Source organism: Nonomuraea endophytica (assembly GCF_014203235.1).
GTDB classification, from domain to species: domain Bacteria; phylum Actinomycetota; class Actinomycetes; order Streptosporangiales; family Streptosporangiaceae; genus Nonomuraea; species Nonomuraea endophytica.
Genome location: NZ_JACHIN010000006.1, coordinates 86,976 through 101,488, shown reverse-complemented (window position 1 = coordinate 101,488; position 14,513 = coordinate 86,976). Strand labels below are relative to the sequence as shown.

The window sequence follows — 14,513 nt, the reverse complement described above, 5'->3', positions numbered from 1 at the left end:
CGGATGACTAGTGAACGTTTTCTATGAGATCAAGCATCTCCGCCACCGAACCGGCCGGATCGATGATCGGGAACTGCACCGCCCGGATGACCGCGCCGGGATCGGCCAGCAGGCTGAGGCGCTTGAAACGATCGACGCCGGCCGCGCGGAACGTCGGCAGCAGCAGCCCGGCCGCCAGCTTGCTGTCCTGGTCGGACAGCAGGGGATAGGGCAGCTTGGCGTGCTCGGCGAAGGCGGCGAGCTGGTCGGGCCGCTGGGTGCTGACGCCCCGGATCGCGACTCCGGCCGCGGCGAAGTCGGCCTGCCGGGCGGCGTACGTGAGAGATTCCAGCGTGCAGCCGGGCGCGCCCGGGATGTCGCCCCAGCCGGGCGGATAGTTGTGCGCGCCGGGGGCGAAGGCGCCGGGAAAGAGGTAGAGCACGCTCCAGGTGTCGCCCGGCGCGCCGAGCGCGACGTGCTCGCCGTCGTGGCGTTCCAGGACGACGTCCGGGAGCTTGCGGCCGACCAGATCGTGCACGCGGCGTGACTCGGCCGACCCCTGCTCGCCGGTGGCGGTCAGCGCGCCGTCGCCCATCACGTGCCTGCTGCCCCAGTCCTGCAGCGCGATGAGCGCGGGCAGCAGGCCCTCGCCCTTCGGGGTCAGCACGTAGTCGTGGCGCGGCGGGCGCTCGGAGTAGGGCCGCTTCTCCAGCACCCCGTGCGCGACGAGCCCGGCCAGGCGCTCGGCCAGCGCGCGTCTGCTGACGCCGAGCTCGCGCTGCAGGTCGTCGAAGCGGGTCGTGCCACCGGCCACGTCCCGCACGACCAGGAACGTCCACCAGTCGCCGATGACGCCGAGAGCTTGGGCGATGCCGCAGTCGGCGTCCTGGAGATCAGCGCGCTTCACGCCCCCACTATAGTGCGTTTCAAAATGGAACTCACTGAGGAGGAAGCCGGGATGACGAGCGTCTTCTGGCGTTGGTGGAGCGCCGGCACCACCAGCGCGATCGGCTCTGCGGTGGGCGGGGTGGCGCTGCCGCTGACCGCCCTGACGGTCCTCGACGCCTCCGCGTTCGAGATGGGCCTGATCGTGGCGGCCAGCTACGTCGCCTGGATCGTGATCGGCCTGCCCGCCGGGGTGCTGGTGCAGCGGCTGCCCATGCGCGGCGTGCAGATCGCCGCCGACCTGGCCCGCGCCGTGGCGGTCGTCTCCATCCCGCTGGCCTGGTGGTGGCAGGCCCTCACGGTCGCCCAGCTGGTGGCCGTGGCGCTGGTGATCAGCTTCGCGAACGTCGTCTTCGACGTCGCCAACTCGACCTTCCTGCCGTCGATCGTGAGCAAGGAGCAGCTGCAGTCGCGCAACAGCCTGACCTCGGGCACCCACGCCGTCACGCAGCTCGGCGGGCCGTCCGCGGGCGGCCTCGTCGTCCAGGTGCTCGGCGCGGTCCCGACCCTGCTGGTCGACGCGGTCAGCTACCTCGTCTCGGCGCTGCTGCTGCGCACACTGCCGGAACGGCGGGCCGAAGCCCCCGCCGAGTGGCCGCCGATGCGCGCGATGATCGTCGAAGGCTGGCGCTTCGTCGCGCACCACCCGGTGATGGGCCCCTGCATGTGGGCCGCCACCGCGGCCAACGCGGTCTGCGGCGCCCAGCACGCGCTCTTCGCCCTGTACCTGGTGCGCGAGCTGCACGCCTCACCCGCCCTCCTCGGGATCCTGCTGGCCGCCGACGGCGTCGGCACGCTGATCGGCGCCGCGCTGACCACCCGGATCACCGCCCGGTTCGGCGGCGCCCGCGCCCTGATCGGCGCCGGGTTCGTCGCGGTGGCCGGGGCGCTCGTCCTGCCCCTGGGCGCCGGCGCGCTGGGGTTCATCGCGTTCGCCGTCGGCAGCGCCGTCTTCGCGGCCGGCGTGGTGGTGCTCAGCGTGGTGACCCGCACCTACCGGCAGCTCGCCAGCCCGCCCGAGCTGCTGCCCCGGGTCATGGCGACGGTCCGCTTCGTCTCCTGGGGCGCGATCCCGATCGGGGGACTGCTCGCCGGAGGCATCGCCGGCGCCCTCGGCGGGCGCGCCACGCTGCTGCTCTTCGCGGTGGTGGCCGCCGGTGTGCCGCTGATCCTGCTGCTCTCACGGGTACGCCGCTTGCGCGACCTCACCGACCACCAGCCCACCGCCCTGTCCCCAGAACTGGGGTGAAACACCCTGCCGGATCCGGACACGTACCGGGCAGGCGGGCGCAACCAGGGGAGAAGCGCACCGGAGGATCGATGAACGCGGTCATGCGCCGGTTGACCTGACCTCAGGCCGGACGAATGCGGATGACCACGGCCTTTCCGGTGATGCCGACGACCTCCAGGCTCATCTTGTTGACGACCGTCTTGTCGCCCGACCCGCAGGTCACGCTCCAGAAGGCGGCGGAGTTCGCCGTCGGGCCGGTGATGGTGGGCGAGCACCCGCCGTCGCTGGAGAACTTCGACCCGATGATCGTCGCGACGAACGAGACCGTCTCGTCCTCGACCCCGGTCACCTCGAGCGAGCTGAGCCCGAACCGCTTCGGCAGCGGAACCCTGGCCGAGTTCTTCACCCGGACGTCGCAGGTGCCGTCCGCGCACGCGCGGGTCCTCGTCCCGTCCTTGGGAGCCGACGGTGACGGCGTGGGAGTCGCGGTGGGAGTGGCGGTGGGGGAGGTCGCGGGGGTGGACGGCGCGGCGGCCTCCGGAGCCGAGGTGGCCGGTGAGCATGCCGCCACCAGGGCGATCACAGCAGCGGACAGCGATACGCGGGCAACCCGCGAGCCAGGCATGCCTGCATTCAACACCAAGCACTGACCACGAGTGCGGTCCTTTCGTCAACAAGGCCTGTCGATCACACTGGAAGGATCACCACATACGGGGAAGGAAGCACTCATGCCCACCATCCCGAGTGAGCCCGCCAGCCGCCGCGACGTCTTACGTGGCCTCTCGATGACCGGCGCGGGAGCCGTACTGGCGACAGGTTCGCTGCCTGCGCCCGCCCGCGCGCACTCACCGGACCTCACGGTCCTGCGGCGGGCCAGCCTGATCGACGGCACGGGAGCGCCGGTACGGCGCGGCGTCACCATCGTGATCACCGGCGGCCGGATCGCCTGGATCGGCGACGACCACGGCGCACCCGGACACCGGGCAGCCAAGGTGGTCGATCTGCGTGGACGCTACGTCATCCCCGGACTGTGGGACATGCACACCCACGGGACGCTCGACGAGAAGATCGCCCCGCCGCTGTACATCGCCAACGGCGTCCTCGGCGTCCGCGAGATGTGGGGCTCCCCGCCGCTGCACGCCCTGCGCGACCGGATCGAACGCGGCGACCTGCTCGGCCCGCGCATGGTCGTGGCCAGCAACATCATCGACGGCCCGGTCTCCCTGCTGGGGCCCCTGCCCGCCAAGGTCGCGAACGCGGCCGAGGCCAGGCGGGTCGTACGCGCGGAACAGGCGGCCGGAGCCGACTTCGCCAAGATCTACTCCTACCTCGGCCGCGACGCCTTCCACGCCCTGACGGACGAGGCGCGCGCGGCGGGGCTGCCCGTCGCCGGCCACGTCCCTTACCTGGTGCCGATGGCCGAGGCGAGCCGGGCCGGGCAGCGGTGCTTCGAGCATCTGCTCGGCCTCACCCTGGCCACCTCCGGCCAGGAGCCCGAGTTCCGCCGCCGGATGGAGGACACGCCCATCGACCCGGCCGATCCGCGCGCCTGGTACACCATGGTGCGCGAGATGGAACGGCTGGCGGCCGACACCTACGACCCGGCCAAGGCCCGGGACCTGTACAAGCTGCTCATCCGCGACGGCAGCCGCCACTCGCCCACGCTGTCGGTGCTCAACGTCGTCACCCAGCCCGCCGAGACCTACGCCGACGATCCGCGCCTGAAGTACATGCCGGCCGCCGTCCGCGAGGTCTGGGCCGAGAGCCTGAAGATCGTCGCCCCGGTCACGCCCGAGCAGATCGCCCAGCAGCGCCACTTCTTCAACCGGCTCCTGGGCCTGGTCGGACGCCTGCACCGGGCCGGCGTCGGCCTGCTCGGCGGCACCGACTGCTACAACCCCTACGTCTTCCCCGGCTTCAGCGCCCACGACGAACTGTCGCTGCTGGTACGCGCCGGGCTCGCGCCGATGGCCGCGCTCCAGACGATGACCCGCGACGCCGCCCGCTTCCTCGGCCAGGAGCACACTTCGGGCACGCTGGCTCCCGGCAAGGCCGCCGACCTGGTGGTCCTGAACGCCGACCCGCTGGCCGACATCCGCAACACGCGCCGCATCCACGCGGTGATGACCCGCGGCCGCCTCATCGGGCCGAGGGAACGCGCGCACATCCTGGCCGAGGTGGAGGCGGCCGCCAAGGAGCAGGGCAGCGCGGCGGCAGTGCCCACCTGCGCCTGCCACTGACACCCAACCTGCGTTTGCCAATGACGTCAGGGTAGGAGCCGGGCGCTCTCGGGGTCGGTGAGCGGGACGTAGCTGCCGGAGCGGGGGGCGTCAAGCGGTCACCCGGGAGGTTCCGCCGGGCGGTCGTGGGTGCGGGCGGTGATGACCGCGCCGATCTCGGCGAGCGGTCCCGGGCGGGTCAGGTCCTTGGGGTCGCAGGCCACGTCGTGCGCGTCGATCACGCCCGTGATGTGCGGCCGCCACGCCCCGGCCGTCCGGCGGTCGTGGAGGGTGTCCGCGGTGGCCAGGAAGTACAGCGCGTCGCCCTGGTACACCCTGGTGACATGGGCGCGTACCAGCCGGTCGGTGTTGAGGTGGACGTCCCTGAGCTCGTGGCCCAGCACCATCCACAGCAGCGGGTCGAGGGCGGCGTCGAAGGAGAACGACGCGGTGTGCGCGACGCGCAGCCGTTCGCCGCCGGGGATCAGGCGCTCGCGGTGGCCGGCCAGGAGCGCGGCCAGGCCGCCGTGGGTGGCGACGACGCCCTTGGGCTGGCCCGTGGAGCCGGAGGTGTAGATGACGTAGGCGGCTTGGGCGCGGTCCGGTTCCGCCTGCGGGTCCGCGGGGTCTCGCCCTCCTGCGCCCAGCCGGGGGTGATCACGATCGAGGGGGCGGCGTCGGTGAGCATGAGGCGCCGCCGTTCGGCGGGGTCGACCGGCAGGAACGCGGCCCCGCAGCGCAGCACGGCCAGCAGCGCGACGACCAGTTCGGCCGATCGGGGGAGGGCGAGGGCGACGATCTGGCCGGGTCCGGCTCCTTCGAGTACGAGCTGGCCGGCCATGTGATCGACCCTGGCGCCGAGTTCGGCGAAGGTCAGCTTCTCGTCCCTGCTGACGAGGGCCACGGGGAATGGGTGCGAGGCGGCGGATCATCCGTGCTGTTCGCGGGATCGGAGGGCCGACCACAGCTTCGCCGTACTGCTCCGCCGGCCCCAGGCGATCACCAGGGAGAGCGCGAGCAGGACGAGCGGCAGGAACGCGCCGCCGCCCATCACGAGCACCTGGGTCAGCGTCGCGCCGACCATGAGCGCGGCGAACGCCAGCGCGGCGAGCCCGGCCAGCGGGGGCACCAGCAGGCCGACCACGCCCGCGACCTCCAGCGCGCCCACCAGGTAGCGCAGCCAGTCACCCGCGCCGATCGCGTCGAACGTGCTCGCCGCCGGCTCCGCGTCCGCGAACTTGCCCAGCGCCGCCAGCAGGAAGGCCGCCGCCGTGACGACCTGAAGGATCCAGAGCCCGATGGTACGTAGCGTGGTTGTCATGATCCCGACGCTAGGTTCCGGATCCGGTGTTCAGAATGCAGGTAACGCCCAACCGAGGGTGTACCTGCGTGCACCTCTATAGAGTCGGAACATGCTCCGAGCGCTCTACGCCCGCAGGCTCCGTACCCAGGTCACCCGCGTTCCCCGCCACGTCGGCCTGGTGATGGACGGCAACCGGCGCTGGGCCCGCGAGGAGGGCTTCGCCAACCCCAGCGTCGGTCACCGCTACGGCGTCGAGCACATCCAGACCGTCGCGGGCTGGTGCGCCGAACTCGGCATCAAGGAGGTCACGATCTACGTGGCCTCCTCCGACAACGTGCGCAAACGCGCCTCCGAGCAGGTCACGTTCTACATGGAGCTGATCGAGAAGGTCATCGCGGGCAGTCTGGTCGCCTCCTCGCCGCTGTGGCGGCTGCACGTGGCCGGTCGCCTCGACGAGCTGCCCGACTCGACCGCGCACGCGCTCAAGCTCGCCATGGAGGCCACCGCGGGGCGCGAGCACGGCCACGAACTCACGCTCGCGATCGGCTACGACGGCCGTCAGGAGGTCGTGGACGCGGTCCGCGCGCTCCTGGAGGCTGACGGCGCCGACCTGACGGAGCTGGCCCGGACGCTGACGGCCGACGACATCGCCGCCCACCTCTACACCCGAGGGCGCAGCGACCCGGACTTCATCATCCGCACCAGCGGAGAGCAGCGTCTGTCCGGCTTCCTGATGTGGCAGGCCGCGCACGCCAAGCTGCACTTCTGCGACGTGAACTGGCCCGGTTTCCGCCACATCGACTTCCTCCGGGCCCTGCGCACCTTCGCCCGCGGCTCCCGGACCTGACCGCTCGACCCCTACTTGACCTCGACGCGGCCGGGCAGCGTCAGGCCCGGCCGGTTGCCGGGAAAGCGCTCCAGCGGGCGGGCCCGGCCGCTGCTCACGTCGACGGCGAAGGTGCGCAGGCCCGTCGTTCCCGAGTAGGTGATGGCGATCTCCCCGGAGCCGCGCCAGGGGCCGGTCGCGGTCACGGCGCCGCGGTCCTCGGGCAGGCCCCGGATGGCCACCGTGCGCAGGGTTCCGCCGTTCTTGGCGTCCAGCAGGGTCAGTTCCTCGGCCAGATGGCGCTGGTGGCGGACCGCGGCGACCGTGCGGCCGTCGGGGGAGAGTTCGCTGAACATGATGAACGTGCCGTCGAACCGCACCGGCTTGCCCCCGCCGGTCACCGGCATGAGCCACAGGTCGGTCTTGAGGTAGCGCACCAGCGACACCACGCCGTCCTTGAGGCTGACCGGCTCGAACGTCCCCGGCACCTCCACCTTCGCGCCGGTACGCACGTCGATGACCATCCCCGGCTCCTTGCTGCCCTCGCGCGGGTCGAACGCCAGGTGGCGGCCGTCGTCGGAGACGAAGAGCAGGGAGCCGATGCCGACGCGGTCCTCACTCAGCCGCAACCGCGACACCGTGCGGGTGCCGCGCTCCAGGTCGTGCACCACGTGCGCCCCCTCCCGCGGGTCGTAGTAGGCGAGCATGCGGCCGTCACGGCTGATCGACACCGGCATGGTGAACCCCGTGGAGCTGTGCGCGGGGGCGTCCGGCAGCCGGTAGGTCTTGCCCGAGCGGGTGACGACCCGCCAGTGCGACGTGGAGCAGTCGAGCTTCGGCTTGACGACGCACGGGGTCTGGTAGGCGTAGCCGAGCGGCCCCACCGCGGTGGCGGGCAGGTCGGGCGCCTTCTCCGTGCCCTGAGCCGCGACCGAGATCGCGGTGCTCGTCCACGGCAGCGTCACCGCGGCTCCCGTGACGGCCAGTGCGGTGGCGGTGGCCAGGGCGGCGACCACGCGGCCGGTACGCCGCCTGCGCAGGTGGCCCGCGATGGCCGCCTCGGCCAGATCCACGCGCGGAGCCTGCTCGGCCAGGTCGCCGAGCGCGTCACGCAGCCTCGTCATCGGGCCACCTCCTCGATCACATGCTCCGACAGCAGACCGGCCAGCTCCGGCGCCAGCTCGCGCAGCCGCGCGAGCGCGTGGTGGGTCTGGCTCTTGACGGTTCCCAGCGAGCAGCCCATCACCTGGGCGGTCTGCGTTTCCGTGAGGTCCTCCCAGAACCGCAGCACGAGTACGGCCCGCTGCTTGGGAGTCAGCCTGGCCAGCGCCTGGCGCAGCACGATGCGGTCCAGCGCCGCCTCTTCGTAGCGCCGCCCGTGCTCGGGCAGGCTGGCGCTGGGCAGTTCGGGACGGGGCCGCCGCCGCCAGGAAATGTACTGGTTGACCAGGGCTTTTCGCGTGTACGCCTCGGGGTTGCCGTCGCGGGCCAGGCGCGCCCAATGGCCGACCACCTTGGCCAGGACGCTCTGCAGCAGGTCCTCGGCAAGGTGGGCGTCCCCCGTGAGCAAGTACGCGGTCCGCATGAGCGCCTGCTGGCGGGCCAGCACGAACTCGCGGAATCCGGCGTGTGGGTCCAAGATTCGTTCTCCTCTCACCCCAGTCAAACGCCACGTACGGGGCGAAAGGTTGGAACACCTACCGGATCAGTCCGGCAGGAACCGGATGCGCAACGGCTCGGGCAGGTCGGTCAGCGGCGTCGTGTAGGAGAACAGGTCGAGGCCGAGCCGCTTGTGCCGTACCGACGCCCCGGCCTGGAGCGTGCCCTCGGCCGGCAGCCCCGCCGGGGTCCTGACGACCAGCCGCAGCCGCTGCACCCCGTGCACGGGCGCCCGCGCGCTGCCGTGGAAGACCCACGACGGCGTCCGCGTCCCGTCGTAGAGCCCCTCCACCGCCGTGCGCCGCTTCTTGCGCGCGCCGTCCACCCCGAACTCGCTCTCGATCACCAGCGGCACCACCAGCTTGATCGAGTACGACAGGTCGGCGAACTCCTCCAGCAACATGGGATCCATCGAATGGGCGGTGCTCTCCTCGCCCGACAACGTGATCCGCAGCCACCCCGACGCCAGCTCCGCCTCCTCGTGGGACACGAACGTGCACGACAGCGCGGTCAGGTAGTAGTCCCAGCGGGCGGACTCCGCGGCGATGAAGCCGGCCAGCTCCTCATCCGGCCCCGCGTCGGCGGCGGTGAGCCGTCGGGTCGTGGGCGTGCCGATGGACACCTGCCCCTCCAGCAGGAAGGGGGCCGCCGGCGCCGGCCGCCCGCGTACGGTCCGCAGCCGCAGCGCCACCGGGACGTCGGCGTCCTCCGACAGCTCGATCTCAGTCATCGCCATCCCCTCCCATGAGGACGAAGGCCCCCCAGTCGCGATACTGCGGGAACTGCCGGCGGGTCTGGTGCCGGACGTCGTGGAAGGCGTCCCGGATCCCCTTGCCGCCGGCCAGCTCGGCGTACAGGCGCGGGAAGAAGTACGCCGCCGTCTCGTCCGAGACCGGCCACAGCGTGGCCACGATGAACCGCACCCCGGCCAGGAACAGGGCGGCGGGGATGCCGCGCAGGTTGTCGGCCCGGTCGATCCGGCCGAGCCCGGTCTCGCATGCGCTCAATGTGACCAGTTCGAGCCCGGTCAGGTCCAGGCCGAGCAGGTCGTACGCGAAGAGGGGCCCGTCGGCCAGGTGCACGGCCTGCAGGACGGGCGCGTCGATGTTGTGCGAGCCGTGCGCGGCGAGGTGGACGTAGCGGCTGTCGCGCAGCGCGGCGAGCACGGCGGCGCGGGTGGCGGCGGCGTTCAGGACGGGCGCGGTCGCGAAGGCGGCGGCGCACGCGCCCGCCTCCGCGGCCGCCTCGTACAGCGGCGGGTGGTCGGTGCCGAGGTAGTCGAGCCCGATGCTGGTCAGCGTGCCGTCGCCGATCTCCGGCGCGGGGCGCAGCAGCAGGTCGAGGTTGGGCAGGTAGCCGGTCTTCCAGTCGTCCAGCCACCGGCCGCGCTCGGGCCCGGCCAGGTGGAAGGGGAAGAAGTGGTACGGGCCGTGCGGCGCGACCAGCAGCCGGTCGAATCCGCTCGCGCGCAGGCCGGCGAGGTGGTCCAGGCTCTCCCGGCCGAACAGCAGGGGATTGGCGAGGAAGGCGAGCGCCCCGGCGGTCACGGGGGCCGGGCCGGGGTCCTCCTGCACCAGTCGCCTGGTCCCGGCCACGTCGGTGCCCAGCGTGGACATGGTGAAGGCGGTGTCGCCGACGACGGCGATGTCGCCGGGGGGATGGTCGTCCCAGGCCAGGCCCACGAACGTGGCGTCGGTCGTGATGATCAGGTGGGCCAGCCCGCCCCGGCCGTCGTCGGACAGGATCGGCAGGTAGATGATCAGCGCGGTGCGTTCGCCGAGCCGTTCCCGAAGCGTGCCGAGCTTGAGCGTGGAGTAGGGCAGGAAGGAGCGGTCGGCGAGCACCTTCTCCGTGATCTCGGCGTCGAACGCGCGCTGGCGGTTGCGCAGCCGCCCTTCCTCGGAGCGGGACGGACGGCGGTGGCGGGAGTCGGCCCAGGCGACGACCATCAGCTCGTCCATGGTCTCCTGCGTGGCCGGCGGAACGGCGAACGTGACCGGCTCGGGGTCGGTCAGCGCGGGCGGCCCGGCGAGCAGGACCTCGCCCAGGCGGCTGCCCTTGGCCTGGCTGAGCAGGACCCCGAGCGTGACCTCGCTGGTGCCGGTGGTGAGCAGGCCGGCGAGGACGCGCGCGTAGAACTGCTGGAGCAGGTCGGTGGTGCCGGGGGAGGTGAGCGGGACGGTCTTGGCGATCACGCCGAGGGTCGCGAGAACCATGACGGCGTCGTCGTCGGAGATGCCGGCGCCGGCGGGCATGAGGAAGGACTCGACGACCAGCAGCGCGTACTGCGTGGCGCCCGCGTAGGTGAAGCCGTGGACGGCGGCCGAGGCGAGGCTCACCCGCTCGGAGCCGTCCACCTGTTCCGCCGCGGTGGCCGACAGGCGAGCCGTCAGGAAGTCCAGCGCGGGGCGGAAGCCGGCGAGACGCGGGTCGTCCCGGTCGACCCGCTCCAGCGCGGCCAGGCCCCGCAGCGGATCCCCGTCCTGCGCGGTGGCCAGGTCGGCCTCGGTGAGCAGCCGCCCGAGGTCGTCGTCGTGGATTCTGGCCAGCAGCTTGACCTGCCAGGAGCAGACCTGGGCGACGCTTAAGCTCTCGTCGAGTTCGACGCCGGGTGCCGCGGCGACCTTGTTCAGCAGGTCGAGCGCGCGGGCCGGGGCCGTGCCGACGAGCAGCCGGGCCAGCGTGACCGCCGTCGCCACGGCGGCCTCCCCGCCCGCACGGTCCAGGTATTCGTCCAGATCGGCTTCCAGCAGGGCGATGGCACGTTCCGCTCCGGCGACCCGCTCAGGGCCCGACCGCATCGCCAGCATCCCCAGGCGGCGTCCGTACGCGTCCTCGGGAAGCAACTGCAGCGCCGTCTCGACCGCCGCGTCCAGCTCGGCCTCGTCGATCGCCTCGCCCAGCTCGCGCAGCCGGTACAGCGCGGCCGCCACTCGCCGGGCCGCTTCTCCCCGGGCCTCGCCGGTACGCAGGACCATCGCCCGCGCCAGATGCCCGGCGGCGGTGCGCAGGGCGGTGACGGTGTCGGGCAGACCGGGACCTTCGTGGTTGGGCAGCAGCGGAGCCGGGTCGAGGAGGACCTCGCGGCCGCGCCGTTCCCATCCGGGGGTCGCGAACCGGCCGTAGAGCTCGAGGTTCAGCGTGCCGAGCCGGAAGGCGGCCGTCCCGGCCAGGATGTCCTCGCCGGTCTCCTCGGCGAAGCGGGCCACCCACGCCCCCGCTTTGTCGGCTGCCTGGTAAAGCGCGGGATCGGCGCGGCGTGAGAGCACCTCGCGGGCGCAGTCCACCAGGATGAGGCTCGCCTCGGCCCGTGCCTTGGCCAGGATCGCGTCCGCGGGCGTGTCCCTGAGACCGGCGACCAGAAGCCTGGCCAGCCGTAACGCCTGCTCGGTGGCGCCTTCCCGCAGCAGCAGCGTCGCCTCGCCGGTCTGCCTGAGCAGCGCGCCGAGCGTCGGCTCGTCGTCGGCGAACTGGGGCATGGCCGCTTCGGCCTGCTCGACGTCGAGCGACCCGTCGGCGACGTCGGCGAGCGCGGCCTGAAGGAGCGCGGCGGCGGGCGGCTCCTCCGGGTGGCGCAGGGCGAGCAGGTCGCCGAGAAGCAGGAAGTCGGCGGTACGGCGGGCCGTCTCGATGGCCTCGTCCAAGTCGTCGGGCCGGCCGGCGGCGTCGGCGCGGTGGGACAGCGCCCGCGCCAGCTCCTCCCGGCTCGTGGTGGCCAGTTCATGCCCTTCGGACAGCGACACCGCCCCGCGCAGGAAGCCGATCGCCGCGTCGAGCAGCGCGGGCCTGGGTTCCAGGTCGTCGCGCCATTGCAGCAGTTCGCCCAGGCGGAACAGGACGAGGAGGGGTTCGGCGCCCACCGCGCCGCCGTACGCGGCGAGGCTGCGGTCGAGGTCGGCCGGATCCCGGTGGCGGAGGTGGCGCCGGCGGAGCGCGGAGCCGTACATGAGGGTCGTCAGGCTGGTTCCGTCCAGCGTGGCGGCCAGCATGCCGATGGCCTCGTCCAGGTCGGCGTCGGGGTCGTCGAGCGCCCGTTCGACCAGTCCCAGCCCGGTGGTCCTGGTGATCTCACGCCACTCGGGCGAGTCCCGCGGCAGGGCAGGCAGGAAGCGCCGGGCGACGGCCAGCATGGCGTCGGCGTCCTGGCGGGTGGCGTGGGCGCGGAAGAGGGAGACGACGGCGATCGGCGGCGGGGGAGTGTGCTCGGTGGCCTGCCGGTAGAGCTCGATCGCCTCGTCGAGCCCGGCCGGCGTGTGGCTGAGCGCGTCGCCCAGGTAGGCGAGGAACAGGGCGCGGCGGTGCTCGGGCAGCTCGCCGTCGAGCGCCTCGCGCAGCAGCCGGACCGCGCTCGCCTCGTCGCCGGGTTCGCCTTCGAGGTGGTAGCGGATGTCGTGCGCCAGGCCCAGGTAGCCGGTGAGGACGGCCGAGGGCGGCCGGGTCTCCAGGCGCTCCACCACGCGGCCGAAGAACCGGGGGAGTGTCGGGGACAGGACCTCGTGGATCAGGGCCGCCGTCTCGAGGTCCAGGCCGTCGGCGCGCAGCCCTTCGCTGTCGGCGGCGAACCGGCGCAGCGCTTCGGGGCCCGTCGTGGCCTCGTCGAGTCCGGTGGTCTCGCCCAGGTAGACGGCGCGGTACCAGGTCAGCAGGCCCGAGTCCGGCTGGGGACCGGTCAGGTGGGCGGTCTTGCCGGTCTGTTCGAACGCCCGCAGTTCGGGGGTCGCCGGTTCTTCCTCCGGCTCCGGATCGGGTTCCGGTGTGCCGTCGCCGAACCGGTCGGCCAGCAGCCGGGAGAGCACCTGCCCGGTCTGCCGAGGCGGGTCTCCGGTGGCGTAGAGGCCGGCGAGTTCGTTCAGGATCCGGTCGGCGAGCTCCTCGTCTCGCGAGGTCTCGAACAGGATGGCTCCGGCGTCGCAGTAGTTGAGCACGTGGACGGCCCGGTCGACGTGGTCGCCGGGGATCAGCCCCAGCACGTCCTCGTAGATCTCCACGGCCCGGCGGAGCAGGCCGGGGTCGCCGGTGACGTGGTGCAGGTCCTTGACGATCGCCGCCCGCAGGGCCGAGCGGGTGGCGTGGTCGGGGTCGTCCTGCCGGGTCGCGGCCAGCGACTCCTCGACCAGTTCCAGCGCCCGCCGGAGTCCGGCCGCGTTGGCCAGGTGCTGGGCTATGAGGTGCCAGGCGTTGCCCAGGTTGAACACGTGCCGGGGGCGGCTGGGATCGTCGGGTCCGGTCGCGGCCAGCACGCGTTCCCACAGGTAGACGGCATCGGGCACGCCGTCGACCGTGCCGGTGCCGATCACTCGCTCGACCAGTTCGGCGGCGGCGCCGTCCCACATGAACCGGACGAGGCCGCTCTCACCGGCCAGCAAGTGCCGCGGCACGGCCACGACCAGGTCCTTCGCCGCGCCGGGAACCCGGTGTGGAGCGAGGGTCTTCAGCAGGGAGAACACTCCCATGGCGGCCAGGAGCTCGCCCTCGTGGCGGCTGCCGCCGGTGGTGTAGCGGGCCCAGTGCAGGCGCCCGACCGCCTGGATCGCCTTGGCGAAGTCCGCCGGGTCCACCTCGTGGTCCCCGTCGATGAGCCGCACCAGCTCCGCGGCCTCCGCCAGCGCCTCCTTGGCCCAGACCCGCTTCTTCCTGCCCCAGACGAAGACCCGCCGGCGCACCTTTTCCACCAGGGTGTCCAGGTCGTTCACGGAGCCTCCCCGCCGAGAGTCACACGGCACTCGCCGGAGGCGGGTCCTCCCCAAGCAAACCAGATTGATCCAGTGCGGTCAGCGCCTTTCGATCACGTCGCCGTCCAGGCCGGATCCCGGCCGATGACGCCGAGCAGACGGTCGAAGGCCGGGGCGTCGTCCGGCACCGGCACCGGCGGCCCGAAGGCGCCGCGCTGCCTGCCCATCTCCACCATCCGGCCGGTGAAGTCGACGGCCACCGTCACGGTCTCCGGGTCCGGCTCGTACGGCTGCGCGGTGGCCTTGGCCAGGTCCCAGCCGTGCACGACCATGTCCACGAGGAACATGTGGCCCAGCACGGGCATCGGCAGCCCCATGGCGGCGCTGTCGCCTTCCCACGCCTCGGGCCGCGACCAGACGGTCAGCGCGCGCCCGGCCCGCTCGGGGAAGTCGCCCGTGTAGGGGCCCTGCTCGACGGCCGGCCCCTTGCCGCCCAGCGACTCGAACAGCTCCGCGACCCACTCCAGGTGCGCGATCAGGGCTTCGACGTCGAACTTCGCGCAGGGCGTGGGTGCGGCGAACTGCTCCTGCCGTACCCCGCGCACCACGCCGGCGGTGCGTTCGGCGGCACGTGTCATCAGCGGCATCATGTGGTCCATGGCAGCGATGATGCCCCGTC

Annotated in this window: 12 protein-coding genes and 1 pseudogene; 4 read left to right on the top strand and 9 right to left on the bottom strand. The window is 72.6% G+C overall.

Annotated features, from left to right (window positions below):
• Positions 1 to 7 precede the first annotated feature (7 nt).
• Positions 8 to 886: a winged helix-turn-helix transcriptional regulator gene (locus tag HNR40_RS57305; RefSeq protein ID WP_184964453.1), complete on the bottom strand. Its 879-nt coding sequence runs from the start codon at positions 884 to 886 to the stop codon at positions 8 to 10.
• 24 nt (positions 887 to 910) lie between these two features.
• Between HNR40_RS57305 and HNR40_RS22565 the strand changes: the two genes are divergently transcribed.
• The 3 genes from HNR40_RS22565 (at position 911) to HNR40_RS22555 (ending at position 4,395) form a co-directional block, all read left to right on the top strand.
• The gene (locus HNR40_RS22565) at positions 911 to 2,173 is read left to right on the top strand and encodes an MFS transporter (RefSeq protein ID WP_184964452.1); all 1,263 of its coding nucleotides are present in this window, start codon (positions 911 to 913) and stop codon (positions 2,171 to 2,173) included.
• Positions 2,174 to 2,343: 170 nt separating this feature from the next.
• On the top strand, positions 2,344 to 2,805 hold the full coding sequence (locus HNR40_RS22560) for a hypothetical protein (protein WP_184964451.1): 462 nt from the start codon (positions 2,344 to 2,346) through the stop codon (positions 2,803 to 2,805).
• Between the two features lie 78 nt (positions 2,806 to 2,883).
• Positions 2,884 to 4,395 (top strand): amidohydrolase family protein, encoded by a 1,512-nt coding sequence (locus HNR40_RS22555; protein WP_184964450.1) that lies wholly within the window; start codon positions 2,884 to 2,886, stop codon positions 4,393 to 4,395.
• Positions 4,396 to 4,493: 98 nt separating this feature from the next.
• On the opposite strand, the gene HNR40_RS22550 is transcribed toward HNR40_RS22555, so the two are convergent.
• The 3 genes and pseudogenes from HNR40_RS22550 to HNR40_RS22540 form a co-directional block, all read right to left on the bottom strand.
• The gene (locus HNR40_RS22550; RefSeq protein WP_184965405.1) at positions 4,494 to 4,781 is read right to left on the bottom strand and encodes a hypothetical protein; all 288 of its coding nucleotides are present in this window, start codon (positions 4,779 to 4,781) and stop codon (positions 4,494 to 4,496) included.
• A 39-nt stretch (positions 4,782 to 4,820) separates the two neighbouring features.
• Positions 4,821 to 5,278 (bottom strand): annotated as a pseudogene (locus HNR40_RS22545) (AMP-binding protein); the annotation flags it as partial.
• A 24-nt stretch (positions 5,279 to 5,302) separates the two neighbouring features.
• Entirely contained in the window at positions 5,303 to 5,695 is a 393-nt protein-coding gene (locus HNR40_RS22540) for a DoxX family protein (RefSeq protein ID WP_184964447.1), read from the bottom strand.
• Between the two features lie 91 nt (positions 5,696 to 5,786).
• Between HNR40_RS22540 and uppS the strand changes: the two genes are divergently transcribed.
• Positions 5,787 to 6,524, top strand: a complete 738-nt coding sequence (gene uppS / locus HNR40_RS22535; protein WP_184964445.1) for a polyprenyl diphosphate synthase — start codon at positions 5,787 to 5,789, stop codon at positions 6,522 to 6,524.
• A gap of 11 nt (positions 6,525 to 6,535) precedes the next feature.
• Here the strand turns inward: uppS and HNR40_RS22530 are convergent, their stop codons facing one another.
• The 5 genes from HNR40_RS22530 to HNR40_RS22510 form a co-directional block, all read right to left on the bottom strand.
• A complete protein-coding gene (locus HNR40_RS22530; protein WP_184964443.1) occupies positions 6,536 to 7,627 on the bottom strand; it encodes a TolB-like translocation protein in 1,092 nt (363 codons plus the stop codon).
• Entirely contained in the window at positions 7,624 to 8,142 is a 519-nt protein-coding gene (locus HNR40_RS22525) for a SigE family RNA polymerase sigma factor (protein WP_184964441.1), read from the bottom strand. Before HNR40_RS22525 ends, HNR40_RS22530 begins: the two co-directional genes overlap by 4 nt.
• Positions 8,143 to 8,208: 66 nt before the next feature.
• A complete protein-coding gene (locus tag HNR40_RS22520) occupies positions 8,209 to 8,892 on the bottom strand; it encodes a hypothetical protein (protein ID WP_184964439.1) in 684 nt (227 codons plus the stop codon).
• A complete protein-coding gene (locus HNR40_RS22515; protein WP_184964437.1) occupies positions 8,885 to 13,855 on the bottom strand; it encodes a CHAT domain-containing protein in 4,971 nt (1,656 codons plus the stop codon). Before HNR40_RS22515 ends, HNR40_RS22520 begins: the two co-directional genes overlap by 8 nt.
• 92 nt (positions 13,856 to 13,947) lie before the next feature.
• A complete protein-coding gene (locus HNR40_RS22510; RefSeq protein WP_184964435.1) occupies positions 13,948 to 14,493 on the bottom strand; it encodes a TIGR03086 family metal-binding protein in 546 nt (181 codons plus the stop codon).
• Positions 14,494 to 14,513: the final 20 nt, after the last annotated feature.

Bases quoted from the DNA above. Each gene is read 5' to 3' on its own strand.
- HNR40_RS22540 (WP_184964447.1), bottom strand. From the start codon at position 5,695: ATGACAACCACGCTACGTACCATCGGGCTCTGGATCCTTCAGGTCGTC.
- HNR40_RS22555 (WP_184964450.1), top strand. From the start codon at position 2,884: ATGCCCACCATCCCGAGTGAGCCCGCCAGCCGCCGCGACGTCTTACGT.
- HNR40_RS22550 (WP_184965405.1), bottom strand. From the start codon at position 4,781: ATGGTGCTGGGCCACGAGCTCAGGGACGTCCACCTCAACACCGACCGG.
- uppS (WP_184964445.1), top strand. From the start codon at position 5,787: ATGCTCCGAGCGCTCTACGCCCGCAGGCTCCGTACCCAGGTCACCCGC.
- HNR40_RS22530 (WP_184964443.1), bottom strand. From the start codon at position 7,627: ATGACGAGGCTGCGTGACGCGCTCGGCGACCTGGCCGAGCAGGCTCCG.
- HNR40_RS22520 (WP_184964439.1), bottom strand. From the start codon at position 8,892: ATGACTGAGATCGAGCTGTCGGAGGACGCCGACGTCCCGGTGGCGCTG.
- HNR40_RS22565 (WP_184964452.1), top strand. From the start codon at position 911: ATGGAACTCACTGAGGAGGAAGCCGGGATGACGAGCGTCTTCTGGCGT.
- HNR40_RS22510 (WP_184964435.1), bottom strand. From the start codon at position 14,493: ATGGACCACATGATGCCGCTGATGACACGTGCCGCCGAACGCACCGCC.